28 protein-coding genes and 2 pseudogenes are annotated in these 24,645 nt (G+C 63.8%); 17 read left to right on the plus strand and 13 right to left on the minus strand.

Features of this window, described 5'->3' with window-relative positions; all coding sequences use genetic code 11:
• Window positions 1-241: 241 nt before the first annotated feature.
• From ABIE00_RS11950 to ABIE00_RS11985, 8 genes and pseudogenes are all read left to right on the plus strand, one after another.
• Window positions 242-1,255 (plus strand): LacI family DNA-binding transcriptional regulator, encoded by a 1,014-nt coding sequence (locus tag ABIE00_RS11950; protein ID WP_354263345.1) that lies wholly within the window; start codon window positions 242-244, stop codon window positions 1,253-1,255.
• Window positions 1,256-1,332: 77 nt separating this feature from the next.
• Window positions 1,333-3,009, plus strand: coding sequence for an ABC transporter substrate-binding protein (locus ABIE00_RS11955; RefSeq protein ID WP_354260471.1), 1,677 nt, complete (start codon window positions 1,333-1,335; stop codon window positions 3,007-3,009).
• 124 nt (window positions 3,010-3,133) lie between these two features.
• Window positions 3,134-4,111: an ABC transporter permease gene (locus ABIE00_RS11960; RefSeq protein WP_354260473.1), complete on the plus strand. Its 978-nt coding sequence runs from the start codon at window positions 3,134-3,136 to the stop codon at window positions 4,109-4,111.
• Window positions 4,112-4,143: 32 nt separating this feature from the next.
• Window positions 4,144-5,070, plus strand: a complete 927-nt coding sequence (locus tag ABIE00_RS11965) for an ABC transporter permease (RefSeq protein WP_354260475.1) — start codon at window positions 4,144-4,146, stop codon at window positions 5,068-5,070.
• Entirely contained in the window at window positions 5,067-6,020 is a 954-nt protein-coding gene (locus tag ABIE00_RS11970) for an ABC transporter ATP-binding protein (RefSeq protein ID WP_354260477.1), read from the plus strand. Before ABIE00_RS11965 ends, ABIE00_RS11970 begins: the two co-directional genes overlap by 4 nt.
• Entirely contained in the window at window positions 6,017-7,126 is a 1,110-nt protein-coding gene (locus ABIE00_RS11975; RefSeq protein ID WP_354260479.1) for an ABC transporter ATP-binding protein, read from the plus strand. The genes ABIE00_RS11970 and ABIE00_RS11975 overlap by 4 nt, the downstream gene beginning before the upstream one ends.
• Before the next feature lie 215 nt (window positions 7,127-7,341).
• Window positions 7,342-8,766, plus strand: a complete 1,425-nt coding sequence (locus tag ABIE00_RS11980) for a glycoside hydrolase family 32 protein (protein WP_354260481.1) — start codon at window positions 7,342-7,344, stop codon at window positions 8,764-8,766.
• Between the two features lie 164 nt (window positions 8,767-8,930).
• Window positions 8,931-9,051 (plus strand): annotated as a pseudogene (locus tag ABIE00_RS11985) (recombinase family protein); the annotation flags it as partial.
• Here the strand turns inward: ABIE00_RS11985 and ABIE00_RS11990 are convergent.
• Together ABIE00_RS11990 and ABIE00_RS11995 are read right to left on the minus strand one after the other, a co-directional pair.
• A complete protein-coding gene (locus ABIE00_RS11990; protein ID WP_354263523.1) occupies window positions 9,002-9,346 on the minus strand; it encodes a hypothetical protein in 345 nt (114 codons plus the stop codon). The pseudogene ABIE00_RS11985 and the gene ABIE00_RS11990 overlap by 50 nt on opposite strands.
• Before the next feature lie 47 nt (window positions 9,347-9,393).
• Window positions 9,394-9,804 carry a RidA family protein gene (locus ABIE00_RS11995; RefSeq protein ID WP_354260483.1) on the minus strand — a complete coding sequence of 137 codons (411 nt, stop codon included), beginning with the start codon at window positions 9,802-9,804 and terminating at the stop codon, window positions 9,394-9,396.
• Window positions 9,805-9,911: 107 nt separating this feature from the next.
• On the opposite strand from ABIE00_RS11995, the gene ABIE00_RS12000 reads away from it, so the two are divergent.
• The 3 genes from ABIE00_RS12000 to istB all read left to right on the plus strand — a co-directional run bounded on the left by ABIE00_RS12000 (window position 9,912) and on the right by istB (window position 13,217).
• Window positions 9,912-10,280 carry a winged helix-turn-helix transcriptional regulator gene (locus ABIE00_RS12000; protein ID WP_354260485.1) on the plus strand — a complete coding sequence of 123 codons (369 nt, stop codon included), beginning with the start codon at window positions 9,912-9,914 and terminating at the stop codon, window positions 10,278-10,280.
• Between the two features lie 634 nt (window positions 10,281-10,914).
• The gene (gene istA, locus ABIE00_RS12005) at window positions 10,915-12,435 is read left to right on the plus strand and encodes an IS21 family transposase (RefSeq protein ID WP_354255751.1); all 1,521 of its coding nucleotides are present in this window, start codon (window positions 10,915-10,917) and stop codon (window positions 12,433-12,435) included.
• A complete protein-coding gene (gene istB, locus ABIE00_RS12010; protein ID WP_354255748.1) occupies window positions 12,432-13,217 on the plus strand; it encodes an IS21-like element helper ATPase IstB in 786 nt (261 codons plus the stop codon). The genes istA and istB overlap by 4 nt, the downstream gene beginning before the upstream one ends.
• Window positions 13,218-13,335: 118 nt before the next feature.
• On the opposite strand, the gene ABIE00_RS12015 is transcribed toward istB, so the two are convergent.
• Window positions 13,336-13,656, minus strand: a complete 321-nt coding sequence (locus ABIE00_RS12015; RefSeq protein ID WP_354260487.1) for an IS1096 element passenger TnpR family protein — start codon at window positions 13,654-13,656, stop codon at window positions 13,336-13,338.
• Window positions 13,657-14,208: 552 nt separating this feature from the next.
• Between ABIE00_RS12015 and ABIE00_RS12020 the strand changes: the two genes are divergently transcribed.
• Window positions 14,209-14,703 carry an FBP domain-containing protein gene (locus ABIE00_RS12020; RefSeq protein ID WP_354260489.1) on the plus strand — a complete coding sequence of 165 codons (495 nt, stop codon included), beginning with the start codon at window positions 14,209-14,211 and terminating at the stop codon, window positions 14,701-14,703.
• A gap of 435 nt (window positions 14,704-15,138) precedes the next feature.
• Here the strand turns inward: ABIE00_RS12020 and ABIE00_RS12025 are convergent, their stop codons facing one another.
• Complete coding sequence (locus ABIE00_RS12025) at window positions 15,139-16,383, minus strand: MFS transporter (RefSeq protein ID WP_354260491.1); 1,245 nt, start codon at window positions 16,381-16,383, stop codon at window positions 15,139-15,141.
• 105 nt (window positions 16,384-16,488) lie between these two features.
• Between ABIE00_RS12025 and ABIE00_RS12030 the strand changes: the two genes are divergently transcribed.
• The gene (locus tag ABIE00_RS12030) at window positions 16,489-17,100 is read left to right on the plus strand and encodes a TetR/AcrR family transcriptional regulator (protein ID WP_354260493.1); all 612 of its coding nucleotides are present in this window, start codon (window positions 16,489-16,491) and stop codon (window positions 17,098-17,100) included.
• 314 nt (window positions 17,101-17,414) lie between these two features.
• Here the strand turns inward: ABIE00_RS12030 and ABIE00_RS12035 are convergent, their stop codons facing one another.
• The 3 genes from ABIE00_RS12035 to ABIE00_RS12045 all read right to left on the minus strand — a co-directional run bounded on the left by ABIE00_RS12035 (window position 17,415) and on the right by ABIE00_RS12045 (window position 19,168).
• Window positions 17,415-17,816, minus strand: coding sequence for a hypothetical protein (locus ABIE00_RS12035; protein ID WP_354260495.1), 402 nt, complete (start codon window positions 17,814-17,816; stop codon window positions 17,415-17,417).
• Window positions 17,817-18,202: 386 nt separating this feature from the next.
• Window positions 18,203-18,352, minus strand: a complete 150-nt coding sequence (locus ABIE00_RS12040) for a hypothetical protein (protein WP_354260496.1) — start codon at window positions 18,350-18,352, stop codon at window positions 18,203-18,205.
• A 378-nt stretch (window positions 18,353-18,730) separates the two neighbouring features.
• Window positions 18,731-19,168: a DUF5956 family protein gene (locus tag ABIE00_RS12045; protein WP_354260498.1), complete on the minus strand. Its 438-nt coding sequence runs from the start codon at window positions 19,166-19,168 to the stop codon at window positions 18,731-18,733.
• A 262-nt stretch (window positions 19,169-19,430) separates the two neighbouring features.
• Between ABIE00_RS12045 and ABIE00_RS12050 the strand changes: the two genes are divergently transcribed.
• On the plus strand, window positions 19,431-19,901 hold the full coding sequence (locus ABIE00_RS12050) for a hypothetical protein (protein ID WP_354260500.1): 471 nt from the start codon (window positions 19,431-19,433) through the stop codon (window positions 19,899-19,901).
• 42 nt (window positions 19,902-19,943) lie between these two features.
• Window positions 19,944-20,216 (plus strand): hypothetical protein, encoded by a 273-nt coding sequence (locus ABIE00_RS12055; protein ID WP_354260502.1) that lies wholly within the window; start codon window positions 19,944-19,946, stop codon window positions 20,214-20,216.
• 308 nt (window positions 20,217-20,524) lie between these two features.
• Here the strand turns inward: ABIE00_RS12055 and ABIE00_RS25955 are convergent, their stop codons facing one another.
• From ABIE00_RS25955 to ABIE00_RS12075, 5 genes and pseudogenes are all read right to left on the minus strand, one after another.
• On the minus strand, window positions 20,525-20,782 hold the full coding sequence (locus ABIE00_RS25955) for a DUF7793 family protein (protein ID WP_502914284.1): 258 nt from the start codon (window positions 20,780-20,782) through the stop codon (window positions 20,525-20,527).
• Window positions 20,783-21,093: 311 nt separating this feature from the next.
• Window positions 21,094-21,975 (minus strand): NmrA/HSCARG family protein, encoded by an 882-nt coding sequence (locus ABIE00_RS12060; protein WP_354260504.1) that lies wholly within the window; start codon window positions 21,973-21,975, stop codon window positions 21,094-21,096.
• A 238-nt stretch (window positions 21,976-22,213) separates the two neighbouring features.
• On the minus strand, window positions 22,214-22,549 hold the full coding sequence (locus ABIE00_RS12065) for a DNA/RNA non-specific endonuclease (protein ID WP_354260506.1): 336 nt from the start codon (window positions 22,547-22,549) through the stop codon (window positions 22,214-22,216).
• Between the two features lie 68 nt (window positions 22,550-22,617).
• A pseudogene (locus ABIE00_RS12070) lies at window positions 22,618-22,728 on the minus strand (DNA/RNA non-specific endonuclease); the annotation flags it as partial.
• A 39-nt stretch (window positions 22,729-22,767) separates the two neighbouring features.
• Window positions 22,768-23,052, minus strand: a complete 285-nt coding sequence (locus ABIE00_RS12075) for a hypothetical protein (RefSeq protein ID WP_354260508.1) — start codon at window positions 23,050-23,052, stop codon at window positions 22,768-22,770.
• Window positions 23,053-23,267: 215 nt separating this feature from the next.
• Here ABIE00_RS12075 and ABIE00_RS12080 point away from each other — a divergent pair, with 215 nt between their 5' ends.
• Entirely contained in the window at window positions 23,268-23,558 is a 291-nt protein-coding gene (locus ABIE00_RS12080) for a DUF4235 domain-containing protein (protein ID WP_354260510.1), read from the plus strand.
• Window positions 23,559-23,621: 63 nt separating this feature from the next.
• Here ABIE00_RS12080 and ABIE00_RS12085 read toward each other — a convergent pair whose 3' ends face one another.
• A complete protein-coding gene (locus ABIE00_RS12085; protein WP_354260512.1) occupies window positions 23,622-23,900 on the minus strand; it encodes a hypothetical protein in 279 nt (92 codons plus the stop codon).
• A gap of 195 nt (window positions 23,901-24,095) precedes the next feature.
• Between ABIE00_RS12085 and ABIE00_RS12090 the strand changes: the two genes are divergently transcribed.
• Window positions 24,096-24,512: a CBS domain-containing protein gene (locus ABIE00_RS12090; protein ID WP_306922528.1), complete on the plus strand. Its 417-nt coding sequence runs from the start codon at window positions 24,096-24,098 to the stop codon at window positions 24,510-24,512.
• The last annotated feature ends 133 nt before the right edge of the window (window positions 24,513-24,645 follow it).

Consider the following 24,645-nt stretch of genomic DNA (forward strand, 5'->3'; position numbering starts at 1 on the left):
AGCTCCCTGGACGGAGACCTGGGAAATCACCGCGTCGACAAAAAATTGGTTGACACGGATGAGTAACGCGGGTAACTTAGATCACAGTCGCCTTGGTAACGCGTGTTACCTTCGGCAATTGCCAGACTCCAACGCGAGTCACTACTGGCATCACCCAGCTCAACGAAGACCACTGGAGCATTCAATGGCGAAAACCACTTCCTCAGACAAAGCCGGCACTGCCCGGCAGCGTGGTGTCACCATGAATGACGTCGCCAGGCATGCCGGAGTGTCCCGGACGGCTGTTTCATTCGTGCTGAGCAACCGCGAAAACGCCAGCATCTCGGAGGAGACGCGGATCCGCATCGCTGACGCGGTTCAGGCGTTGGGCTACCGTCCAAACGCAGGGGCGAGGGCCCTGGCATCCCAGCGCAGCGACTGGTACGGAATAGTCACCGAGATCGTCACGGCGCCGTTCGCCGTGGACATCATCAAAGGCGCCCAGGACCAGGCATGGCTTGACCGCCGCTTCCTCCTTATCGCCCCGTCGGTCCAGGGTGATGCGGCCGGACCCAAACAGGGAATGGAGGATGCTGCTGTCGAGAAGCTGCTGGAACAGCGGGTGGAAGGTTTGCTGTACGCCGCAACGCACCACCGCGGCGTACATGTGCCCCGAAGCGCCCACGAAGTGCCCACGGTGCTCATCAACTGTTTCGACCTGGACGGGAAACTGCCCTCGATCGTCCCGGACGAACGGACGGGCGGACGGGTCGCCGTCGAACGGCTGCTCCAGGCCGACCACACCAAGATCGGTGTGATCAACCTGGACCCCCGCATCCCGGCAGCCGTTGGGCGTTTGCAGGGCGTCCGTGAGGCCCTGGCCGACGCCGGGCTGGAGCTTGATCCGGAGCTCGTGGTGGCCGGGTATGCGACGGCCGACGGCGGCTACGACGCTGCCTGCCAAATCCTTGACCGCTACCCCGCCAAGGACAGGCCAACGGCCCTGTTCTGCCTCAATGACCGCATGGCCATGGGCGCCTACGACGCCATCAAGGAACGCGGCCTGGCCATCCCCGGGGACATCGCCGTGATCGGCTTCGACAACCAGGAACTCATTGCCGCCTACCTCAGGCCCAAGCTGACCACTGTTGCGTTGCCGTTCGAAAAAATGGGCGCCCTGGGAGTCCAGACGCTCGCCGCGCTTACAGCAGGACAGCCGATCACTGCCGACCAGCAGTTGGTCGACTGTCCGCTGCTAGAACGCTCTTCGGTCTGACCGCGAAATCAACGTCGAAGAGCTACCCCACCCACCCTTCACCTTGCTGATGAAGACAGGAAAGAGACAACCCAATCATGACACAACCCACATTCTTCAGGCCGGCCCGCATCGCCGCGGCCGGTCTGGCGGTAGGCGCGATGTTGCTGACCGGCTGCGTAGCCAAAGTCGACAAGCCCGCAGACGGTGGCGCCGCGACCAACGCCAGTGCGTTCCTCACCATCCCGCGTGAGGACATGGGCACGTTTGTGCAGAACTTCAACCCGTTCGCACCCACAGTGAACCCGATGGTCCAGCAGTCCATTTACGAGTCGCTCCTGATCTTCAACCCGGCCAAGGGAGACACCGTGCCGTGGCTCGCCACCGACTGGAAGGCGGCCAAGGATGGCAAGTCCATCACCTTCACCTTGCGTGACGCCGTGAAGTGGTCCGATGGCCAGCCGTTCGTTGCCGACGACGTGGCTTACACCTTCGAGCTTCAAAAGAAGCTCAAGGGCGGCTACGAATATCTGAAGAACGTGACCGCCCAGGGCAGCAACAGGGTCACGTTCAACTTCAACAAGCCGTGGTCCCCCGCACTGTACGACGTCGGTCAGCTCAGCATCCTGCCCAAGCACATCTGGTCCGCGCTGTCCGATCCCGAAAAGGACGCCAACGCCAAGCCGGTGGGCACAGGGCCGTACACAGAGGTGGACAACTTCCAGGCCCAGTCCTTCGTGCTGAAGAAGAACCCCAACTACTGGCAGCCGGACAAGCAAAAGATCGCCGGCATCAAGATGCTCGCCTTTGCAGGGAACGACGGCGCCAACCTCGCTGCCGCCAACGGTGACGTGGACTGGGCCCCGCAGTACATCCCGAACATCGAAAAGACATTCGTCTCCAAGGACAAGGAACACCGGCACTACTGGTTCCCCCCGACCGGTGCCATGATCAACTGGCAGCTCAACACCACCAAGGCACCCTTCAACGATGTGGATGTCCGGAAGGCGTTGAGCATGGCCGTTGACCGCGACCAGGTCACCAAGATCGGCATGAGCGGTTACGCCCAACCAGCCGACTGCACCGGCCTGTCAGGCAATTACGAGACGTGGAAGAACAGCCAGGTCAAGGACAACTGCACCTGGACCAACCATGATGTCCAGAAAGCCAACGAACTGTTGGATAAGGCCGGCTACCCCAAGGGCCCCGACGGCAAACGCACGCTCAAGGACGGTTCACCCTTCCAGTTCAAGATCTCCGTGGGTGCCACCTCGTCCGACTGGCTGTCCGTGGCAAACGTGATCGCCCAGAACATGGCAGAGGTTGGCGTGACCGCGAAGGTCGACTCCCCGGACTGGGCCGCTGTGGTCGCCGGGTACGAAACAGGCAAGTTCGATTCGGGCATTGTATGGAGCGCCAACGATCCGAGCCCGTACAAGTACTTCAACACTTCCATGGGCACGGCAACCGTGAAGCCGGTGGGCACCAAGACCTTCGACAACTACCACCGCCTCGGCGACCCCAAGGCTGATGCCCTGCTGGCCGAGTTCGCTACAGCATCGGACCAGCCCAAGCAGAAGGACATCGCCAACCAGCTGCAGGAAGAATACAACAACGTCGCACCGCTGGTGCCGCTCTTCTCCGGCCCGGAATGGGGGGCGTACAACGACACCCGCTTCACCGGCTGGCCCACCCAGGACAACCCTTACGCCACCCTCTCGGTCCGGGCACCCACCACGGTTCTGGTGCTGACCAGTCTGGAACCACGCAAGTAGCGTCCAACGGAGCATGAGGCCAGACCGCCCTCATGCCACGCACGCCCGACGGCCTGGCCGATTCGAAACGCCAGCCGTCGGGCGTACCCCACAATTTTGACCAATCCCGAATTGGAGGGAAACCGTGCGCTTCATCCTGCGCCGACTGGGTTTCTACCTGCTCGCCTTCTGGGCATCCATCACCCTGAATTTCCTGCTCCCCCGCTTCATGCCCGGGGACCCCGTCTCACGCATGTTCGCCCGCTCCCAGGACAGAATGCAGCCCGAACAGATCGAGGCCCTGCGCAAGCTGCTTGGCGTGGATGACCGGCCTCTCTGGGAACAATACGCCGGCTACCTCCAGAACATCCTCACCGGCCAGATGGGGGTATCCATTTCACGCTTCCCCACACCGGTCACCGAGGTTATCTCGTCCCAGGTCGGATGGACCCTGCTGCTCGGCGGAACCGCACTGGTCATAGCCGCCGTCGTCGGTAACCTGCTGGGCATCCTGGCCGCCTGGCGCCGCGGCGGCGCGATCGATTCGGCGCTGCCGCCGTTGCTTGTGTTCATCGGATCGTTCCCGTACTTCTGGCTCGCGATGGGCGCGCTGTACCTGTTCGGCGTCGTGCTGGGCTGGTTCCCTATCCGCCACGCGTTCACGGACGGGCTGCAGCCCGGCTTCACGTGGGAGTTCATCGGCGACGCCGCCGCCCACCTCGTGCTCCCGGCGCTGACGATCGTCCTGGTCTCGATCGGCGGCTGGATGCTGGGCATGCGGAACACCATGATCGCCACGAACTCTGAGGACTACATCACCATGGCCGAAGCCAAGGGCCTGCGCCCCGGACGGATCATGCTCCGCTACGCCGCCCGGAACGCGATGCTGCCCTCGGTGACCAGCTTCGGAATGGGCCTGGGCTTCGTGGTGGGCGGCGCCCTTCTCACCGAGGTCGTCTTCGCCTACCCCGGCGTCGGCTACCAGCTCCTCAACGCCGTCCAGGGCCTGGACTATCCGCTCATGCAGGGACTGTTCCTGACCATCACCGCCGCCGTGCTGCTGGCGAACTTCCTGGTGGACATCCTCTATGTCCGCCTCGACCCCCGCGTGCGCAGCAACTGAGCATTGCGTACCCAGTAACCAAGGGACCGACCATGACCAGCGTTATCCTTCAGCAGCCGACCGAACCAAAAGCTGCCCGCAAACCCAACCGCGGCTTCGTCCACGGACTTATCACCAACAAGAAGGCCATGACAGGCATGGCCATCATGCTCGTGTTCATCGTGCTGGCGCTGGCCGCGCCGGTACTGTTCCCGGGCGATCCCTCCCGGATCACCGGGATGGCCTCCCTGGAACCGGACGGGGAGCACTGGCTCGGAACCACCGCCAAGGGCCAGGATGTGCTCGCCCTGACAATCCACGGCGTCCGGAGTTCCCTGCTGGTGGGCCTCACCGTCGGGCTGGCGTCCACCTTCATCGGCATCCTCGTCGGCCTGGCATCGGCCTATTTCGGCAAATTCACCGACGAAGCACTGTCCTTGCTGACCAACGCCTTCCTCCTCCTTCCCGGACTTCCGCTGCTCGTCATCCTGGCTGCGTTCCTTCCACCGGGGCTGGGCACCGTGATCCTGGTACTCACGGTCACGGGATGGGCCGGATCAGCGCGCGTGCTCCGGTCACAGGCCCTGTCCATCCGTTCCAAAGATTTCGTGGCCGCGGCCGTGGTGTCCGGTGAACGGGCGGGCCGGATCATGTTCCGCGAAATCCTCCCGAACATGGCCTCAATCGTGATGGGAACATTGCTTGCCTGCGTCATCTACGGTATCGGGGCCCAGGCCGGCCTCGAATTCCTGGGGCTGGGCGACGTCAGCACAGTCTCCTGGGGCAACAACCTCTTCTGGGCCGGGAACGAAGGTGCCCTGCTCACCGGAAGCTGGTGGGTATTCATCCCCTCCGGCCTCTGCATTGCACTGGTGGCGTTCGCCCTGGCACTCATCAACTACGCAGTCGACGAGGTAACCAACCCGCGGCTGCGGAAGATCCGCAAACCCGCAACCACCGAAAGGAGCACCGCAAAGTGACCGTCTCCCAAGTCTCCTTCGGCTCCCACGAAGCGGTCCTCGACGTCAAGAACCTCACCGTCAAGTACATCGGCGACACCCGCTCAACGACTGCCGTAAACAACGTCTCCTTCAGCATCGGCGCCGGTGAAGTATTCGGGCTGGCCGGCGAATCCGGCTGCGGAAAATCAACCATCGCCAACTCAATCATGCGGCTGCTCAAGGACCCCGCGAAGATCGCCGCCGGCAGCATCTCCTTCGGCGGCAAAGACGTTCTGGCCATGAGCCAGGATGAGCTGCGCCGTTTCCGCTGGCAGGACGTTGCCATGGTGTTCCAATCCGCCATGAACTCGCTGAACCCTGTCCTGACCATCGGGGAACAGATGGCAGACATCTTCACCACACACGCCGGCTACTCACGCCAAGAATCCCTTCGACGCGCAACACAGCTACTGGAACTCGTAAGAATCGATCCTGCGCGCCTGAAGTCCTACCCGCACCAACTCTCCGGCGGAATGCGGCAACGCGCCGTCATCGCCATGGCCGTAGCACTGAAGCCATCACTGCTGATTCTGGACGAGCCCACCACAGCGCTGGACGTGGTGGTGCAGCAGGAGATTATGGCCCAGATCAAGGACCTCCAGCGCGAACTGGGCTTCTCCGTCCTATTCATCACCCACGACATGTCCCTGATGGTGGAACTCTCCCACCGCATGGCCGTCATGTACGGCGGCCGGATCGTGGAGACCGCCAAAGCCCACGACATCTACACCACCCCGGGGCACCCCTACACCCAGGCTCTCATGGGCGCCTTCCCGCCGCTTACGGGCCCGCGGGTTCCACTCAAAGGCCTGCCCGAAGGCGTGAAGTTCCAGAACATCCCGGACCTCGCCGAAATTGCGCCGGGCCATTTCGTGGCCCCGTTTAATGCCGACGCCGAAGTCGCCGTTTTTGAAGGAGCAGCACAATGAGCCACGCCCTACACTCCCCGACACGGCCAGAGGTTTCGACCCGAACCCCGCCCCTTGAGGTCCGTGGACTGGGTAAGTCATTCAACATTGGCGGCCTGTTTTCCAACCAGGCAGTCCGGGCGCTGCACCGCGTCGACCTGACCATCGGCCGCGGGGAAATCGTGGCACTGGTCGGGGAGTCCGGTTCGGGCAAGAGCACCCTGGCCCGCTGTGTCGCCCGGCTCGAGAAACCCAGCGAAGGTGCCATCCTCCTAGACGGCGTCGACGTCCTCAAACGCGACCGTTTCCAAGCCTCACGGACGTTCCGATCCCGGCTGCAGATGGTCTTCCAGGACCCCTTCGGCTCCCTGAACCCCGCACACCGGGTCGGGCACTTCCTGCTACGGTCGCTCGCAATTCACGGCAAAGGCGGCACCGGCCGACACGGTTCCGAAGAGCAGACCAGGCGCCGGCTCGAAGAGCTCATGACCACCGTCGGGCTTCAGGCCGACATGCTCAACTCCTACCCCCACGAGCTCTCCGGCGGGCAACGTCAACGAGTCGCGATCGCCCGCGCCCTCGCCGTCGAACCAGAAGTCATCCTCGCCGACGAACCGACGTCCATGCTGGACGTATCGGTCCGCATCGGCGTGCTGAACCTGATGCGGAAACTGCGCGATGAGCAGGGAATCTCCATGCTCTACATCACCCACGATCTCGCCTCCGCCCGGTACCTCGCGGACCGGACGGCCGTCATGTTCGCCGGCGAGATCGTTGAAGAGGGCGAATCACTGGACCTGCTGGCCAATCCGGCCCACCCCTACACGCAATTGCTTGTCTCAGCCGTCCCGGACCCCGCCAGGGCCGGTTCCTACGACCCCGTGCGCCGCGCCACGCTCCGGCAGGCCGTCATGGCTTCAACCACCTGTGCCTTCGAAAACGACCCCGAACAGCGCTGCTCGTCCGAGGAACCCGTCCGGCACCAGGTGGGCGACCGCGGCAACCGCCACTGGGTCCGCTGCCACCTCTACCGGCCACGCGCCGGCGCCGGCGGCCACGCACTGGCGACAGAACCCCTACCGGCACCTGCTGACGGGGAAGCTCTCACGCCGGGGAGCCGCCGGTGATCGAACTGCGCTAAGCATCGAAGCTGCCCACAGAAAGGGAACCGACGGAGGATTCACCGCCCTTCTCTCGGCGTGCTCTCCTGACCGGAAGCGGGGCTGTTGCGCTCACCGGATCGCTCGCACTCGCAACGTCATTCGCCGAGCCGGCAGCAGCATCGCCTCCAAACAGTCCCGACACCGCGCCGGCCAACCCGCTCTCAAAAGGACCAACCCGTATGCGCCCGACCTATCACTTCAGCGTCCCCGACAACTGGAAGAACGACCCTCAGCGGCCCATCTACATCGACGGCGAGTACCACTACTACTACCTCTACAAGGGCGATTACCTGCAGGGCGGTGGAGGCACATCGTGGCGCCGTGCGACCACCACCGACCACGTCTCCTTCCGCGACCGCGGCGTCGCCATCCCAAAGTTCAGCAACGGCAACGGCGACTGCTGGTCAGGATGCCTTGTCATCGACGAACGAAACACCGCCGGATACGGCCAGAATGCTGTTATAGCCCTCGTAACGCAAGCGCCCCAAGGCCGCCAGGCCCAATACCTCTGGTACTCGACGGACCGTGGGCGCTCATTCCACCCTGGTGACACAGCCCCGGTACTGCCGAACCCAGGTGTGCAGGATTTTCGCGATCCAAAGGTGATCTGGGACGCCGACCGGGGGCGGTGGTTCATGGTGAACGCCGAGGGGCAGAAGCTTGGCTTCTACACATCTCCCAACCTGCACTCCTGGCAGCGCGTCGGCGAATTCGTCCGCACGGATCTTGGGTTGCTTGAGTGCCCCGACCTTTTCCGCATGACCGCCGACGACGGCACTTCCCACTGGATCCTTGGCACCAGCGCCAACGGCAAGGGCCGGGGACTGCCGGCAACCTATGCGTATTGGACAGGGACCTTCAACGGCACCGCCTTTACTCCTGACCATGCCGAACCGGAATGGCTGGACTACGGCTGTGACTTCTACGGGGCAGTGACCTATCCCCATCACGATCCCTCCGGCGCAGAGGATGAGACCCTGCGCAGAGCTCTCGGATGGGCGAACTTCTGGGACTACCCCCACAACACACCGACCCTGGCGACCGACGCGTACAACGGCGATGACATGATCGTGCGCGACGTCCGCCTGAAGCAGGGAAGCGGGAGCTACCACCTCGCCTCCACCCCCACGTCCGCCCTGGCAAACCATGTCAAGCGCACCCATCGCCTTGGTGACCTAGCCGTAATGGGCACCCGTGACCTCGACGTCCGCTCACCCGCGTATGACCTGACCTGCGAGCTGCAATGGAACCCGGCCACTCCGCCCGCCAACATTGGTCTCGAGATATGCCGGGCAGCCGGCGGAGGCAGGCACGTCGCCGCCGGTGCGTTCCTGCGAGGCCCCTTCGCGTACCTCAACCGGCGACCCACCATCAACCCAACCGGCGGTGAAACCCAAACTCCGATCGACCCCTTGGCAGGGCGCCTCACGCTCCGCATCCTCGTGGACCGCACAAGCGTCGAAATGTTCGTAGGAGACGGACGGTTTGTGCACTCACACCGGGTATTCCCTCTTGAGGGGGACAACGGTATCCGCCTCTACGTGCACGAAGGAACTGCCACTTTCCGCGATCTGACAATCAACGAAATCAACCCGACGCGCTAGTCCAACCCGCAGCGTTCCGGCAGGTCATCTTGCCGCCCGGGCTGCCCCCCTGTCACCTGCGCGAAAGAAACAGATGGAAATCCTCAAAGCAGGGCGGCATGAGGCCCAACAGCCCCTAGACGTCCTCGTTGTAGGTGAGCTCTGATCGATTTGGTCACAACCCCGAGGACTCCCCCATGTCCAATCTCATGCTCTCGGTGATGAGGGGCCTTCGCCGAGATCGAACGTGCCCTGATCAGGGAACGCCAGCGGGACGGGATTGCCTTGGCGATGCAGCGCAGCGCACGTCGCTGGCAAGGATGCCGGGGAGATCGGCCAGGAACGCCTCCAGGTCCAACCGGGACAGGGGCCGTCCCCGCAGGTCGTGACCGCCGCGGACATTCACCGTCCGGGTCACTGCCGGCTCAACAAAGGGTGGCAGGACGGTCGTGTGGAAGTCGTCCGCGGGGGGACGGGGCGAAATGCGGATGGCGACGACGTCGGCCAGCTTCGGCTCCATCACGACCCGTCCGAGGTCAGCGGTGATCTCCGTGATGCCTGACCCGAACTCCCGACGGAGCACTGACAGGGACGATTCCAATGCTCCCCTTCGCCGGCCGCCCAACTGAGCCCGATGACTGTCCGTCCTCAGTCCACGAGCGCGGTGGCCTCGACCTCCACGAGCACGTCCTCCTCGAACAAGGCCTCGACGCCGATGAGTGAGGTGGGCGGCATCGGGACCTCGAGGCCGATCTCGTCGGCGACGGCTTTCACGCCGGCCATGAAGTCACCGATCCGCTCGGGCCGCCACTGCGTGACGTAGAACGTTAACCGCAGCACGTCCGCGAACGTCGCGCCGGCACCCGACAGCCCTGTGGCTGTGTTCCGCAGGGCCTCCGCGACCTGCCCCGCCAGATCGCCCGGCGCGACGGGAGCACCGTCGGCCTTGCGCGCGACCTGCCCGCTGACGTGCACGTGCCGTGTACCCGTGCCGACGGTGACGTGATGGTACGGGACCGGCTGAAGCATGCCCTCAGGGGTAAAGTGCTGGACCGTCATCTCGAAACTCCTCTTCTCGTCCTATGTGTATCGTCAAGGTACCTATACCTAGGTATCATCAAGGTACTTAGACGCCGGAGGGCACTTCAACGAGACCAGGTTTCACCATGGATACCCCCACCGAGCCCCGCATCACGACCGCGCACCAAGACCTCCTCGACCAGGTGCTCGACAAGTGGTCGCTCAGCGTCCTGAACGAGCTGTGCGAACGGCCTTCCCGCTTCAACGAGCTTCGCCGCGCCATCCCGGAGGTCACGCAGAAATCGCTTACCGGGACGCTCCGTCGGCTGGAACGCAACGGCATCATCGAACGCGAGGTGACCTCGACGCGTCCGGTCGCCGTCACATACCGGATTACCCCGCTCGGCAAGACGCTCCGCCGCCCGGTTGACGTGCTGCTGGAGTGGGCGGAGCAGAACATGCCGCACATCGAGGCGGCACGCGACCGCTTCGACGAGGAGCAAGACCGCGTCTGATCCTGCCCGGAGGGATTCCGCTTAGAAACACACCCTCAAGTCAACGATCACCGACGCGGAAACTGCCGGCTCTCAGGTGGCTATCCGTCAACCGTTCACTCGGCCCCGCACGGAATCAACATTTCACCGCTCCTCTCCTCCCGACCGACAGAGACGGGCAACCCCCGTCCCACGAATACCGCATGCCAGTTGAAAACTGGCCGGAGACTGCCTTCACAAGGGGATGTTTCCTGCCTCCAGCCCAGGGCGTTTTCTCCCCAGACTCTGGAAGTGAGAACTGCTCGGCCAGCATCGGGTTCATGGCCGGGATGTTCGGGAAGGCAGGGTCAAAAGGCCCAGCGGAGCCTGTCATGCCGGCTATCCGTGCGGTGTGTTCGGCGTGGCCCGGATGTGGCGTAGCCGGCAAATCCTCCATAGTATGTTAGCGGCCATGAAAAACTGCCCGTAGATGGCCATGGAATTGCCCGCTGATGGCCACCGGGGCTGCCCATATATGGCCATGAGTTCTGCCCAGTTATGGCCGTTTGGTTTGCCCGCATTGTTCGCTTATCCCGCCGTGTCGTGAGACGGCGGGGGCCTCTTCCCGTTTGGATTTCGGTGTCGAATCGAATCCGCTGACAGGAAGAGGCCCTGAATGAAGGATGCCCTAGAAACCGTGAAAATTCTTGCTGCTTATGATCTGACCAGGTCGCTGCGCGGTGCAGCCGAGCTGTCAGGTTGTTCCCACCACACTGTCGACCGACTGGTCCAGGCCCGTGATGCCGGGCGTGCACCGGGGGCCGTGTCCGACCGGCCCAGGGTGACCGATGCGTGGCTGCCGAAGATCGAGGAATGGGTCGAAAAGTCCAAGGGACGGATCCGCGCCGATGTCGTCCATGCCAAGCTCGCCGCCATGGGCTACCAGGGTTCGGACCGCTCGACCCGCCGCGCCGTCTCCCAGGTCAAAGAGGCTTACCGGCGCGGGAACAAGCGGGTCCACCGTCCCTGGATCACCGAGCCGGGCGCCTGGCTTCAGTACGATTTCGGCGACGGACCGGTCATCGATGGAGTCAAGACTGTCCTGTTCGTCGCCTGGCTGGCCTGGTCCAGGTTCCGCATCGTGATCCCGCTGCGTGACCGGACGGCGCCGAGCGTTTTCACCGCCCTGGACCGGTCATTCCGGCTGCTCGGCGGCGCGCCGACGTATGTGCTGACCGACAACGAGAAGACCGTCACCACCATGCATGTGGCCGGCGTGCCGGTCAGGAACCAGCAGACCCTGGCGTTCGCCAAGCACTACTCCGTCGAGGTGCTCACCTGCCAACCGGCGGACCCGGCATCCAAAGGCGGCGTCGAATCGTCCGTGAAGATCGCCAAGGCAGACCTGGTGCCCAAAGACACCAACCTGCGAAACGCCTACGCCTCGTTCACTGAGCTCGAGGCAGCCTGCACTGCGTTCATGGACCAGGTCAACATGCGCGAGCACCGGACCACCCGCCGCCGCCCGGTCGACATGCTCGCCGAGGAAGCCTCCTCCCTGCACCGCGTCCCGGACACAGCCCACACCCTCGCCTACGGGGTTGGGCGCCGGGTGCCGGAAAACACGCCCATGGTCTCGTTCGAAAACGCCCAATACTCCGTGCCTGCCCATCTGCTCGGGGCCGAAGTGTTCGCCCGGTTCCACGGGACCGGCCCGGACGCGCAGGTCGTGATCGTGCACGTCGGCACCGGCGGGCCGGTCGAAGTCGCCCGCCACGCACTTGCCCGGCCGGGGTCCCCCGCGATCCTGGACGCCCACTTCCCAGACCACCAACAGAAGGTGCCCGGCGACTACAAACCCGTGCCCCGCTCCAAGGCAGAAGCCGAATTCCTTGGCATCGGCGCCGGCGCGCGCACCTGGCTGCTCGAGGCCGCCGCGGCCGGAGCGCAACGGATCAACGTGAAGATGGCTGAGGCCGTCGCGCTGGCGAAGATCGCCGGGACCGACGAGGTCGATAAGGCCCTCGGCGTCGCCGCGATCCACCACCGCTTCGCGCACGGAGACCTCGCGTCCCTGCTGAACGCCGGCGGAACCCGCACCGGGCTGCGCACCGCCGCAGAGGACAAGTCCCTCACCCAGGGCACCGCCGGCTGGGCCGGCCTCGGCACCACCGGCGCCGGGGAGGGCACCCGATGAGCATCACGACCGCGAACACCACCGCCCCGGCCCTGCCCGCCGACCTCGAAGCACTCATGCGGCAACTGAAAATGCCCCACGCCCGCGCCATCGCCCCGGACGTCCTGGCCACCGCCCGCGCCCAGCGCTGGGAACCGGCCGAGGTCATCAAAGCCCTGCTCGCCGAAGAAACCAAGGGCCGGGCACGGTCGATGCTCGCCACCCGGCGTAAGGCCGCAGGGTTCCCGACCGGCAAGACCTTCGCCCTCTGGGACGAAGCCGCGTCATCCATTCCGGCACCGACCCAGCAGGCCCTGCGCACCCTGGAATGGATCCACCGGAAAGAAAATCTCGTCGTCTGCGGGCCCTCCGGAACCGGGAAGACCTTCTTCCTCGAAGCCCTCGGCCAGCAGGCCGTCGAAGAAGGGATGCGGGTCGCGTGGTTCACCCTCGAGGACCTCGGCGCCCTCATCCGCTCACACCGGGCCGACGACACCGTCACCCGGGCCGTGGCCAGGATCCTCCGCGCAGATTTGGTCGTCGTGGATGACATCGGCCTCCTCGCCGTGGCCACCGACGCCGCCGAAGGCCTCTACCGGGTCGTCGACGCAGCCTATGAAAAACGGGCCGTCGCGGTCTCCTCGAATCTCCACCCCGCAGGCTTTGACGAGCTCATGCCCAAGACCCTCGCCACCGCGACCGTCGACCGGCTCCTGCACCACGCCCACGTCTGCCAAACAACCGGCGATTCCATCCGCCTTACCCAGGCCCTGGCCGGAAAGGGCGTCATGCCACTGAACTAACCCCCAAACCGGTGGCCAGCACAAACCCCACCCCAAAAGCGGGCAAACCAGCAGGCCACCACTGGGCAGTTCTACTGGCCACCAGCGGGCAGAAATGCTGGCCGCCTACGGGCAATTCCTAATGGCCGTTGACAATAGTACGGGGTTCCGGTACCCAGCGCGAGCAACCCTTCGAGCAAGCAATCCTCCTCAGGCCTGTCTCCGGTTCTTCACAATCCCGTCTGGGAAGCCATTGCTGGACCTCCGGAGTCTCGCCGTCGACCGGCCGCAGCGGCGCAAACGGATCATCCGGCGTGAACCTGTGCAGATGTGCGTCCTCCCAGCCAAAGACTAGCTGCAGCACTTCGTGTACCTGATCAAGTGCCATGTGGCTTCGAATCCCGAGCAGACGCCATATCTCAAGGACGCTGCCGACCAGCATCACGCGAACCTCCAGCATCGAATCCTGCCCAGCCCCGCGTCCGGCACAAAGTTGCCCAAGCGACCATTCTTCCAGCCCCTACCGGCCATACTTCGACGCCGCCAGCGACCTCTCCCCTGCCTTTGAGGCAGCTTGACGAAAGGCCATTATCGGTGTTTCAAGAGCTCTCATTCAACGGAGAACCCTGCATCGGTCCTCGTTTCTGCGTCCTGCTGCTCGCAACTGGCGCTACGTTTCAAGGAAGGTGGCAACAGTGCTTTAGACAGATCTAGTCATGGTTTGGCACGATATGGGAACCGGGATCATCTGGTGAAGAAGGGCGGGGGAACGAGGGCAATGAGTGCGCAGGGGACCTTTATGGCCGCTGCGGCCATAGTGAGCGAGGTGGCCGTTACGGCCTGCACTGTGCCCGCTGCTGCGCCCAGCTTCCCCTCGACGCGGAACCGACCCTAGTTCTTCAGGTCACCAACTGACAAAAAACGCAGATTGTGATCCCTTTTCGCGCGCCCGGATGCTGACGCTCCATGACCGCCCCCGGAAGGGGAAGCCACATCGTCGAAAGAGTCAGTCATGCAGGCAATCACGCCGCAACAGATCCGTTCATCCTTTATCAACGCAACCCGCTCGGAGGCCGCAAGGCTCACCCTGCCCAAAAACCTCGGTTCCCAGCCATGGGACAGCCTGGACTTTCTGGGCTGGCGCGACGAGAAGATGCCGCTTAGGGGGTATTTGGTAGTGCCCGGACCAAAAGGCGTGACCGGGATTATGCTCCGCGCACCCGAGGGTGGGGCCAAGAAGAACCGCTCGGTGCTCTGTGAGTTGTGCCGAGATGTGTTCTCTAAGGAGGATGTGCTCCTTTGGGTGGCCAAACGCGCCGGCCAGTCCGGCCGCGACGGGAACACCGTCGGCACGTTGATCTGCGCAGACTTCCTGTGCTGCGGAAACGTGCGAAAGGAGCCTCCCGCCAATGAGATCAACCCGGACCCGGCAGCCGTCGTCCTCCGCCAGATCGAGGGCCTCAAAAACCGCATCGGGCACTTTCTCAATCGGGTCCAGCAGGGCTAGGCGGAGACCAGTCAAGGAGTGTTGCCGACGCCCGACGGTGGCAAGTGACACGCATACCGAATGCTTATGAGCTTCTTGGGAAGCCTGTGCAGGCAAACACTGGCAGGCTTCCGAGGAACGAATCCCTGCACCTCTATGCGCTGGTCTGCCGACACGTTCCGCGCCTCTGGGCGTGAACACCCGGCGTTCCGGCTTCAAGCATTGGGCCGAAGGCACTGTCAGGGAAGCTCAAAGTTTCGTGGCGCCAAGCCTGAACAACTCCAAGACGAAAGAGCCGTAGTTTCGGGGTCCCCCCGAAACTACGGCTAACCTCGCAATGGCAAAACGGCATTCCCCGTCACTGCCCTTCCACCCAATTGACGGAATCACCATTATCGGCGGTTCCATAGCGGGAGTCGGGGGGGCCAGGACACTGCGGTGGTAGTTATTTTTACGTCAGCTCTGCTGGCGATCACTCAAGAGCCGCCCCGGGACGGCCGCGGGTCGAGGAGCCGATCGTGTTGGGGCAGGCTGTGCCGCCGCATCGCGCCGTAGGAGGACTGCCTGGATGATGACGGTGGCGGCGTAGGACTGCAGGGTGGGGATGAGTCCCCACCGGGGCGCGAGTTGGCCGGCGATGATGACGGGGACGCCGAAGGACAGGTAGGCGGCGGTGTAGATGCCGGAGAAGACACCGGCGCGCTGGTGGGCCTGCACGTGCGGGGCGATCAGTCGGAGCTGTCCGCCGAAGGTGCCGCCGAAGCCGATTCCGCCAAGTACCGCTCCAATCCAGACTGCCGGCAGCCAGGTTTCGGTGACACCGAGAAGGACCAGGATCATTCCCGTGAGGATGAGGCTTGCCCCGATGAGGGTGCTGCGCCGTGCGGGGTGCCGGGCGAAGACGAAGCCCGCAACTGCGGCGGCGAACGGGCCCAGGAAGGCTGTGAAGCCCGCAACCAGGCCACCGTCCAGGCCAAAGTGGAGCCGGAGCACGGCCGGTGAGAGCCCGAGGAAGAGGGCCGGGAACATCCACCCTGCGATCTGCATGGGGAGGCCCGCGAGAAATTCAGCCCGGATGTGGGCCGGGAGGCCAAGGCGCGGAGTGAGCGAGCGTAGCGCCCCGGGTCGTTGCACAGCCGTCTCGGCAGTGAAGCTCACAAAAACGATGCCCAGGACCATGACCGCTGTCAGGATGCCGAAGATGAGGGTGTTCGCGTCCGGGGTGAATTGGACTGCCGCCCCGGTCAGCAGGGCGCCGATCCCCAGGCCGCCTGCCACGGAGGCTCCGGCCAGCCCCCCGGCGAGCTTTTTCAGGTGGTCGGGTGCATGCTCGGCGATGGCCGGGCTGAACGCACTGGTCGCCAGACCGGTGGCGAGGCCCTGGATGGTGCGGGCGACGATGACCCAGGTGATGTCCGGCGCCGCCAGGAACGCGAGCATTGATACGAGTTCGCCGTAGAGGGCGGCGAGCATGACCGGGCGCCGGCCTATGTGGTCTGGGAGTGACCCTGCGACCAGGAGAGCCACCAACAGGCCCAAGGCATAGACGGAAAAGGCAACGGTGAGGGTTCCGGCCGGGAAGCCCCACTCCTGCTGGCGGAGCGAGAGCAAGGGCGTGGGCGCGCCCGCGGCGAAGAAGAACGCTGCGAAGACTGCCGCGATGCCGGCGAAGGCCGTGGCGGGTGAGACGGTACGGGACAAGAAAGGCTCCTTTAGACAGAACGGTCTAACAGAAACCAGTTAGACAGACCTGTCTCAACAAGTCAAGATATTTTTAGACAAATCTGTCTGATATCGTTTTGGGGTATGACCTCCTCCCCCCGGTCCCCCGCCCGGCAGCGCCTTCTGGATGCTGCCGACCGCCTCTTCTATGCCGAGGGTGTGCACACCGTGGGGATCGACCGGGTCATCGGCGAGGCCGGGGTCGCCAAACGTTCACTCTTCTACAACTTCTCCGGCAAGGACGCGCTCATAGGTGCCTACCTCGCGGTTTGGGACCAGCGGCGACGTGACCGGATCGCCCGGCACCAGGAAGGCCTGGACGATCCTGTCGAGAAACTGCTGGCCGTCTTTGATTCGCTACAGGAAGCGGTTCTCACGCCGGGTTACAACGGGTGCGCGTTCGCGAACGCGAACGCCGAAGCGCTCCCGGGAAGTGTGGAAGCCGAAGCGCTGCGGACCTTCCGTGGCTGGCTGGCCACCATGTTCCTCGCACTCACCACGGAGGCCGGGTTTACCGACCCCCATGATGTCGCGGACCGCCTACGCCTGCTCTACGACGGAGCAGTCGCCAACTCCCAGCTCGATAAGCATCCGGACGCGGTCCGACTAGCCAAAGAACTTGCCCTCATGATCCTCGACACCTCGCCGCGGGAACACGCAACCGGCCAGAACCCGCCTGAGCCTGCCTCTGTCTGACAGACACGTCCAGCGGAGACTCTTTAGCCCGGTGGGAGCGCGCTTCCGAGGGCAGCCAGGTGCAGGAACGGTCGAGGAGGGTCGACTCCATGCGTCTGCCGCGTGAAGAACGCAGAATGGTGGAGAATCAGGATGTCCTCCACCATAATCCACCGGAGGAGTAGCGCGGTGGAGGCCGGGACCTCTGCTGGAACTCATATCGTTCCGCTGTCGACTGCGCTACGGCAGTCCGTTCGAACCTCAATGGCCCCGGTATCGCGGTTTCCAACAGGCGGCGAGTGCGGCAAAAACGGGGAGGTCTTGTCGGGTTGCGCTCAGATAGTCTGCCCGGCGTCGGCGAGGAGGGTGCTTCCGGTCATGATGGTGGAGAGGTCGCTCGCGCAGAAAAGGAACGCGTGCGATGTCGTCCGGGGTTCCGATGCTGCCGACGGGGCCGTTGCTCCTGACGGACGTTGGCTGGCCGGATTCTTCTGTGGGCGGGCGACAATTTCTCCCTTGCATTCCTTGTGTTCAACACCATCTCCAACCTCCTTACCCAGGAAGAACAAATCCGCTGCTTCCAAAATGTTGCCCGCCACCTTGCACCTGGCGGGTGCTTCGTCGTTGAACTCTGGGTGCCCCAACTGCATTCGCTGCCACCCGGACATGGCGGAACCGTCGAGGTGAGTGAGCCCGGGTACCTCCTGGTCGATACCTACGACGTGCTCCACCAGCACGTCATCTCCCACCACGTGCGCTTCGGCCCGGAACTATCGGATGGACGCGATGCCCGGATCGCACGAACACCGCACCGATACATCTGGCCCAGCGAGCTGGATCTCATGGCTCGGCTGGCCGGATTTAAGCTCGAATCCAGATGGGCAGACTGGGACGGAAGCGAATTCTCCACGGAAGCCCGCAGTCACGTATCGGTGTACCGGCTAGCAGCGCGTTGAGCGATTCTTATCGGGGTGTGTGGGCACGACGAAAGAGTGTGGATCCGTTGCGTGTCCCGCAAAACCTGACCATCAGCAATCATCGAGCGTTGTCGCGGCGTCAAAAAGCCGCCCCAAGCCGAGAGAGGTGAGGGCGGCTTTTTGGCTGGCGCTAAATGCGGCCGAACTTAGTTCGGCCACCAGCCGATGGTTGCGTGGTTTGTCGAGGCGGAGGACGTGGTGCTGTCCTGATCCTTGGGTGCGGCGTTAGCCGGGGCGGCAAATCCTGCTGCAGCGAGAATGCCGGTCATTAGAAGTGTGGCGGCAAGCTTTTTCATCGCGATGTTCCCCCCGTTGTGGTGCTGATGTGATACGTGTGCACGTATCGGTGCCAGTATATGCTTCCCACCTCAAGCCCCATAGGTTTAATCGGCTGTCCGCAAGGTCGGCGCGAGAACCTTGTATCCGGCAGCACGGTCGCCTTCACGTCTACCGGGGCCGGCTGCCGGGCAGCTGCGAATGCTGCCGGTTCCTGAAGATGCGGCGCCGAGCGCCACCAGCATCTTCAGTGGCGGTGCACCTGAAAGTCGAAGCGCCAGGTGCGCGCATAGAGGAGCCCCGCACAGCCAGCCCTCTCTGCGGGGCTCTTCGCATGCTTGGCGGCCCGCAGAAGCGGTGGCTCGGACTGTAAATGCCAGATCTCTGCTCTCGGTTGCTTAGTTGCCCTTAGAGTAGTAGCCACGGAGCACTTGAGCAAATATGGGTCGGAGCTGTTTAGGGTCGACAGCACCGTCGGCAGCCCGGTTGATGGCGGCGTCAATGTCTGCCAGGAACGCCTGGGGCGATGGATACCCGTCCGGCACGCGGATCATCCAAACGTAGCCTCTGGGCCGCGGCGGAAGGCCGGCGTCCCGGAGATAGGTATCGATGTCGTCATCGATCATTTCCCGGTCAGCGGCTGAAAGAGATTCCACAAAGGGTTCCCGCTCCCCCGCTCTCTCGATGTACCCGGTCACCGTCCTGCCGGCGTCCGAGGTCGCGTGGCGGCGGAGGTTCTCTGCGCCGGTGGCCCATCCCATCAAGGCTCCCCAGCCGTTCTCTGTCAGTTCCGCCCATGATGCTGACGGTACGGCCTCCTTTACGGCGCTCCACATAGTCACTCCTCGCTGGCCGCGTTGCGCGTGTCATGCACAACGATGGCAGGACGGCGGACTGTCACGCTAGGGATCCAAAACCCTTTGTGTGGGCGGTGAAGTGGGTTTGGCCGGCACAAACAGCCGGGTTCAGCCCCCAATGCGCGGTTCGGCGGGTAGCAGGCGCACGCGGGTACGGATAGGCTGCGGGCATGGGGTTCCTTGGGGGGAAACAAGTCAGCGGCATGGCACTGTTGCTGGTCCTTCCAGCTCGGCAGGGCCCTTGAGCGCCTGCGCATATACGGACGACGAGGCGGGACCTGCGACCGCCCCGCCAGCCTCAACATCCCGGCCGGCCCCACCTCCACCGCCCACGGCCAACCCCGCCCTTGCCCAGGAACAGGCAAGCAACCAGACGCAGCTGGACCGGCTCCTCGGCCCCAGACCTTCCGACCTCGTTCTTGGCGGATCTGGTGGACTTGTCGGCGACGGCCACCGCACCTCGCTGCCCGGCATCCCAAAGGGACGCTACAAGGTGACCTCTGCATGCGTCGGCGTCTCGGATGCAGCCCTCCTCATCACGCAGCCCGACCGCAGAGGAGGATCAAGCCACGAACCCGCCCTCAAGTGCGGAACAGCCAGTAGCATGACCGTGAACCTCGAGGTCGGTCAGGTCTTCGCCCATCTGGTGCCCATGACCACCGAGCCGGGCACCGCAGCCGTCGCCGGCTTCTGGATGGTCCCGGCACCCTAGACGAGTCAAATCCGCCAAGGCACTATCAGAAAGGAGACAGGCGTGCGCCTCAAACATCTTTTTCACCGTAAAACCAAAGGGCCACGCAGACTCGCAACCGAACTCGCCGGCACCGGCGAGGCGAAAGCCCCGCCAGCGCAGACTGAGGACCTGCAGGAGGCCTGGGCCGAACTGACTGAAGCCGCCCAGGGCTCCAAGGTGATGAGCTTCCACGCCTGCCCCCGCAGCGGAATCCCATGGGCCCAGGATCCCGTCTCTGTCCGCGCCGTGGCCGCGACACTCCGGGAATTCCCCGACCGCCAGCAGACTACCTAGAAGACTTCCCTCAGCTCGCGGCCGGCTGCCATTCGTGTCACCACGTGTGGTGTGGTTGTTGATGCAAGTAGGCCGGAACATTTTGGAGGGTAGAGGATGACACAGAAGACAGAGTCTTCATTTCAGTGGCGGCGATCGCCACGATTTCTTCGCTCTCGAACCTTGTCTTCGTGATCACCAAACTCCCGGTGATCCATTGGTCGTGCCTGCATGCAGGAATTTTCGGAGCAATCGTTTCAGTCTTCTTCGTCGTCCTTCTGCGAAAGAGTAGAGCTGCCAGCCGCGGTACCAGTTAGGCATCAGGGTCCCTAACCCGCCGCCCGCTCGTCTGGTCCTGTGGACAGCCAGCTCACGGCCTGAGTCCTGGATGTAAAAAAACGTGTAGGGTGCAACAGCGTGCCGGCACGGAGGAAGATCGTGGCCACAACCTTGTCGGCCGGCTTCAAGCCCAGCAGCGCGACGCGGGAGGCGGGCCAGGGCTCGGCGAAGCTTGACCAGGCATCATGGCGCACGACCTCCGTCCTGGAAACGTCGATCAGTAGCGGGTACTCGCCCGCGGGCGACATTCTGTTCACGGCTTGCTACGGCTGCAAGCGCGTCTGTGGCGTCAACTGTGCGGTCCGGCTGCCAGAACAAGTGAATGACGCTGGCGCTGCGGAGGTCCACGATCTCCGCGGCCCTGGTTATCGAGGGGGCCAAGGCTCATTGACTCAGCAGCTGACTGCAACACCTCGCTCCGTTTAGGGCTGACACGGTTGTTGGCCCCTCACAGGGTTACCCGTCAATGTCCACAGCGGTCATGGTGCGGCGGAACCTTCCCGCGGAAAAGCTTGGTCAAACCTGTGGAACCGGCCGGGAGACACCTCCGCCAAATTTGTCAGGCGGGAGGCGTCCAGCCCGAGGCGGCAAGCCACCCGGCGAAATCGAGAACGTCGGGCACAAGGGAGCGGGTTGCAGCGAAGTCGGCCCGGTAGGCGGGGGTCTCGGAAAACCAGCGGAACATCGCGGCCTGGTCCCCGAGCGAGGCGATCGCCTCCAATGGCACCGCCTCGTACTTTGCGGGAAGACCGGCATACTCCCCCATGGCCCGGGCGATCTGCGAGCCCGTGAGCGAATCACCGGCAATCTCCACGCTGGCACCCTCGACGGCGCTTCCGCCCAGCAGTATTGCCGCAGCCGCTTTCCCGAGGTCGCGCACGGCGATCATCTGCAGCGGAATGTCGCCGGGCATGGCCATTCGAACCACAATCTGGCCCTCCTCAACGCTCGTCGAGTAGCGGCTGAAATTGTCCATGAAGAAGACCGGGCGAAGGAACGTGTGGTGGATGCCGAGCGATTCGATGTGCTCCTCGACGCGGCGCTTGCTCTCGAAGTGCGGGATGCCCGACTCCCGTTCGGCGCCGCCGACGGAGCTGTAAACGAGGTGCCGTACGCCAGCGCGGGCCGCGGCGTCGGCGATCGCGATGCCCGTGGCGGTCTCCCGTTCGGTGCCTTCCGTGAACGGCGTGGTCATCGCGAATGCGGCCTCCACCCCGTCTAAGAAGGCGTCGAGAGATGCCGGGTCGGTCAGATCGCCGACAGTGAGTTCGACGCCGCGGGCGGCCAGCGCTTGTGCTGCAGGCTTGCCCGGGTCACGGACCAGGGCTCGCACCCGCACGTCCCCTTCCAGTAGCGCCTGAACGACGGAGCCGCCCTGGTTGCCGCTTGCCCCAACTACGGCGATGAGTGGCGACCTGCGGGGTGTTGTATTGCTGTTCATGGCATTCTCCTGATCGGGAACTAGCACCATACAAGAACATTAGCCAGCAGACGGATATGGTGACTGGCTATGTCCGCCTGACAGCCCGGGGTGAATCCGTCACCTCGGAGGTTGTGGCCGCAGTCTGGCACAAATGGTCCGGCGACCCTGCTGAGAGCCCGAACATGTACCGGTTTTGGCGGCCCTAGTCCTCCAACTCGAAGTCCAGGTCGAGGTCTTCCGGCGCGGTCAGCTTCCGTCAGGTGGAGCCAACGGGCGCTGCGCCGATGGTAGCGGCGATGGGCATCCTGTCGACGGTAACCAGTTGGTCCAGGTTCAGGCCGGTCAGCTCGGCGATGTCCCGGATGGGTGCCCGGAAAGTCCGGAACGGTCCCAGCGGCGGGACGTCCTCGGTGACCCCGGGCCGCGGCACGTCCGGCAGCTCGGCCAGCTGCGGGGTCTGGTCCACAACGTAGCCGGTGGCCGCCAGCTGCCCCTGGTGGATGAAGGCGGCGACCTTGAAGAAGCGCAGCGGAATGTCCACGCCCCAGTAGACCGGATCAAGGGCGCTGAAGATCGGGCCGGTGAAGACCACGATCCGCTGCGGTATTGGGCGGCGTGTTCCTGGAGGTAGTCCTCGATGCCCAGCCACAGTTCGATGCCCTGGTTGGACTTGGCCGCCTGCGGGGCCGCGTTCGTGTAGTGGAAGGTGTCCTCGTTGACGAGCTGGGATTCGGCGATGGTGTCACCCCACACGGCCGAGGACCTGCACACGAGATGGCCGCGGTCGATGTCGTTCCGGGCGTAAACCCGCTACCCCGTCTGCTGGTCCGCCGGGATCCTCGGATCCAGCTTCCAGGGGATTCCTGCCCGGTCCAGGTCCGTCAGCGTCTCCCCGTCGATTCCCACGCCCGTGACTGCCGCCAGGCGCTTGTCAGAGCGCATCAGCACCGAGAAGTGCGTGTAGGGAAGCAGGATTGTCTCCGTTCCGGCCAGAGCAGGCAGCGGGACGGGCTGGCCCAGGAAGTTCTCGTCGACTCCCTTGCGGCCGGCAAGGGATTCGACGGTCGCGGTCGGAGTTATCGGCAGTTCGTCCATGACCGGACACTACCAGGGGGCAGCAACGGGGACGTGAACGACGGACTAAAACGAGATTCCGGCTTCACCCCGGAACGGTGAAGAATGATGTCGAATTTCGCTGGAATGGACCACGACCACAGAACGGGTTATGCCGTGGCGGTGTTTGGAGTAATTTGGGTAGCCACCCGGCGCCGCGTTCGAGCGGCCAGCCCCTGTTGTACCCGAGGGATGTCATGGTCAAGAAACCCACCAGCAAGCCAGCGAAACTGTATCGGCCGATCGGGCTGGCTTCAGGAATGCTCGGCGGCATCATCGCTGGCCAAATCTTCAAACAGGTATGGAAGCACGCCGCCCCAGGCGACCGGGGCGAGGCACCCAACCCGCTGTCCACCGACTATGCGCTGAAAGAGATCCTCATCGCCGCCGCCATACAGGGCGCTATTTACGCTGTGATAAAGACGGTCATCGACCGCGGCGGAGCGCGGCTCTTCGAACGTTGGACCGGAGAATGGCCCGGGAACTGACCGGCCACCCCTGCATCTTATGCGCCAACATATCGCAGGACGCTCCCAGTGAGGCACGTCGACCTACAGACTGAAGAAGGTCTTCGGGTCGTCGGCGTCGAGGAGATCGTGATGAAACGGGATGGCGTCCACCGGCCGGGTGTCCAAGAACAGGACCGCCACCTGTCTTGAATGGACCACCGTGTACCGAGTCGGCCCGTCCACCCAGGAGTGGATCCCGGTGTATTCCTCGACGTCCAGCCCGTCACCCAGCAGGCCCCGCTCTTGAAGAAGGTCGTAGACAAGATTCCAAGCGAGATCCATTCGTTCGTGGATCGCCGCCTCAACCGTTGGAGCCGTCATAGGACCATCGTCCTCCCGGGCAGTGACAGTCTTGCGGACGGCGATACCGCGTGCCGGTAGTCTGCCCCGGGTGGGGACTTTTCGGGCTCTGGACAGCAACGCTCAGCATTCCTAGCGTTAAGGCGTGCCCGAGCCAACGGAGGACGGCGGCAGGGGCGCGGTCCAGAACCAGCCACTCAGTTTGAGGAGATCGCCATGACGACAGCACGTGAAATCATGACCGGCGGCGTTGAATGCGTCGGTGAAAACGAAACTCTGGAAGCGGCGGCCCGAAAGATGAAAGAGCTGGACGTCGGCGCCCTGCCGATCTGCGGGGAGGACAACCGGCTCAAAGGCATGATCACCGACCGCGACATCGTCATCAAGTGCTTCGCCGAAGGCGGCGACCCACGTACGGCCAAGGCGGGGGATTTCGGTCAGGGCAAGCCGGTCACCATCGGGGCCGATGACTCCATCGAGGAAGCAATCAGGACCATGGGAGAGCACCAGGTCCGCCGGCTGCCCGTCATCGACGGCCACGACCTGATTGGCATCATCAGCCAGGCAGACATTGCCCGGAACTACCCGGAGGACCGTGTCGGCGAACTCGTCGAGCTCATCTCCTTCTATTAGAGGCCTGTCGCCCTATTAGAGGCCTGTCGCCCTGCCAGCCTTCTGGGGAGGGTAGCTGCACCAACGGCGGCTGCCCTCTCCGCTGTCCGAAGAAACCATGGATCGTCCGTTGCAAGCCACATGGAATCTCGCT

This window comes from Arthrobacter sp. OAP107, assembly GCF_040546765.1.
In the GTDB taxonomy this organism is placed as follows: domain Bacteria; phylum Actinomycetota; class Actinomycetes; order Actinomycetales; family Micrococcaceae; genus Arthrobacter.

What these genes read in the sequence shown, in the direction of transcription:
- ABIE00_RS12040 (WP_354260496.1), bottom strand. Translation starts at nt 18,352, where the DNA reads ATGAAAAAGCTTGCCGCCACACTTCTAATGACCGGCATTCTCGCTGCA.
- ABIE00_RS12075 (WP_354260508.1), bottom strand. Translation starts at nt 23,052, where the DNA reads ATGGACGAACTGCCGATAACTCCGACCGCGACCGTCGAATCCCTTGCC.
- ABIE00_RS11975 (WP_354260479.1), top strand. Translation starts at nt 6,017, where the DNA reads ATGAGCCACGCCCTACACTCCCCGACACGGCCAGAGGTTTCGACCCGA.
- ABIE00_RS11995 (WP_354260483.1), bottom strand. Translation starts at nt 9,804, where the DNA reads ATGACGGTCCAGCACTTTACCCCTGAGGGCATGCTTCAGCCGGTCCCG.
- ABIE00_RS12085 (WP_354260512.1), bottom strand. Translation starts at nt 23,900, where the DNA reads ATGACGGCTCCAACGGTTGAGGCGGCGATCCACGAACGAATGGATCTC.
- ABIE00_RS11950 (WP_354263345.1), top strand. Translation starts at nt 242, where the DNA reads ATGAATGACGTCGCCAGGCATGCCGGAGTGTCCCGGACGGCTGTTTCA.
- ABIE00_RS25955 (WP_502914284.1), bottom strand. Translation starts at nt 20,782, where the DNA reads ATGTCGCCCGCGGGCGAGTACCCGCTACTGATCGACGTTTCCAGGACG.
- ABIE00_RS12045 (WP_354260498.1), bottom strand. Translation starts at nt 19,168, where the DNA reads ATGTGGAGCGCCGTAAAGGAGGCCGTACCGTCAGCATCATGGGCGGAA.
- ABIE00_RS12015 (WP_354260487.1), bottom strand. Translation starts at nt 13,656, where the DNA reads ATGCTGGAGGTTCGCGTGATGCTGGTCGGCAGCGTCCTTGAGATATGG.
- ABIE00_RS12020 (WP_354260489.1), top strand. Translation starts at nt 14,209, where the DNA reads ATGCAGGCAATCACGCCGCAACAGATCCGTTCATCCTTTATCAACGCA.
- ABIE00_RS12090 (WP_306922528.1), top strand. Translation starts at nt 24,096, where the DNA reads ATGACGACAGCACGTGAAATCATGACCGGCGGCGTTGAATGCGTCGGT.
- ABIE00_RS12000 (WP_354260485.1), top strand. Translation starts at nt 9,912, where the DNA reads ATGGATACCCCCACCGAGCCCCGCATCACGACCGCGCACCAAGACCTC.
- ABIE00_RS11965 (WP_354260475.1), top strand. Translation starts at nt 4,144, where the DNA reads ATGACCAGCGTTATCCTTCAGCAGCCGACCGAACCAAAAGCTGCCCGC.
- istB (WP_354255748.1), top strand. Translation starts at nt 12,432, where the DNA reads ATGAGCATCACGACCGCGAACACCACCGCCCCGGCCCTGCCCGCCGAC.
- ABIE00_RS12080 (WP_354260510.1), top strand. Translation starts at nt 23,268, where the DNA reads ATGGTCAAGAAACCCACCAGCAAGCCAGCGAAACTGTATCGGCCGATC.
- ABIE00_RS11980 (WP_354260481.1), top strand. Translation starts at nt 7,342, where the DNA reads ATGCGCCCGACCTATCACTTCAGCGTCCCCGACAACTGGAAGAACGAC.
- ABIE00_RS12030 (WP_354260493.1), top strand. Translation starts at nt 16,489, where the DNA reads ATGACCTCCTCCCCCCGGTCCCCCGCCCGGCAGCGCCTTCTGGATGCT.
- istA (WP_354255751.1), top strand. Translation starts at nt 10,915, where the DNA reads ATGAAGGATGCCCTAGAAACCGTGAAAATTCTTGCTGCTTATGATCTG.
- ABIE00_RS12060 (WP_354260504.1), bottom strand. Translation starts at nt 21,975, where the DNA reads ATGAACAGCAATACAACACCCCGCAGGTCGCCACTCATCGCCGTAGTT.
- ABIE00_RS11955 (WP_354260471.1), top strand. Translation starts at nt 1,333, where the DNA reads ATGACACAACCCACATTCTTCAGGCCGGCCCGCATCGCCGCGGCCGGT.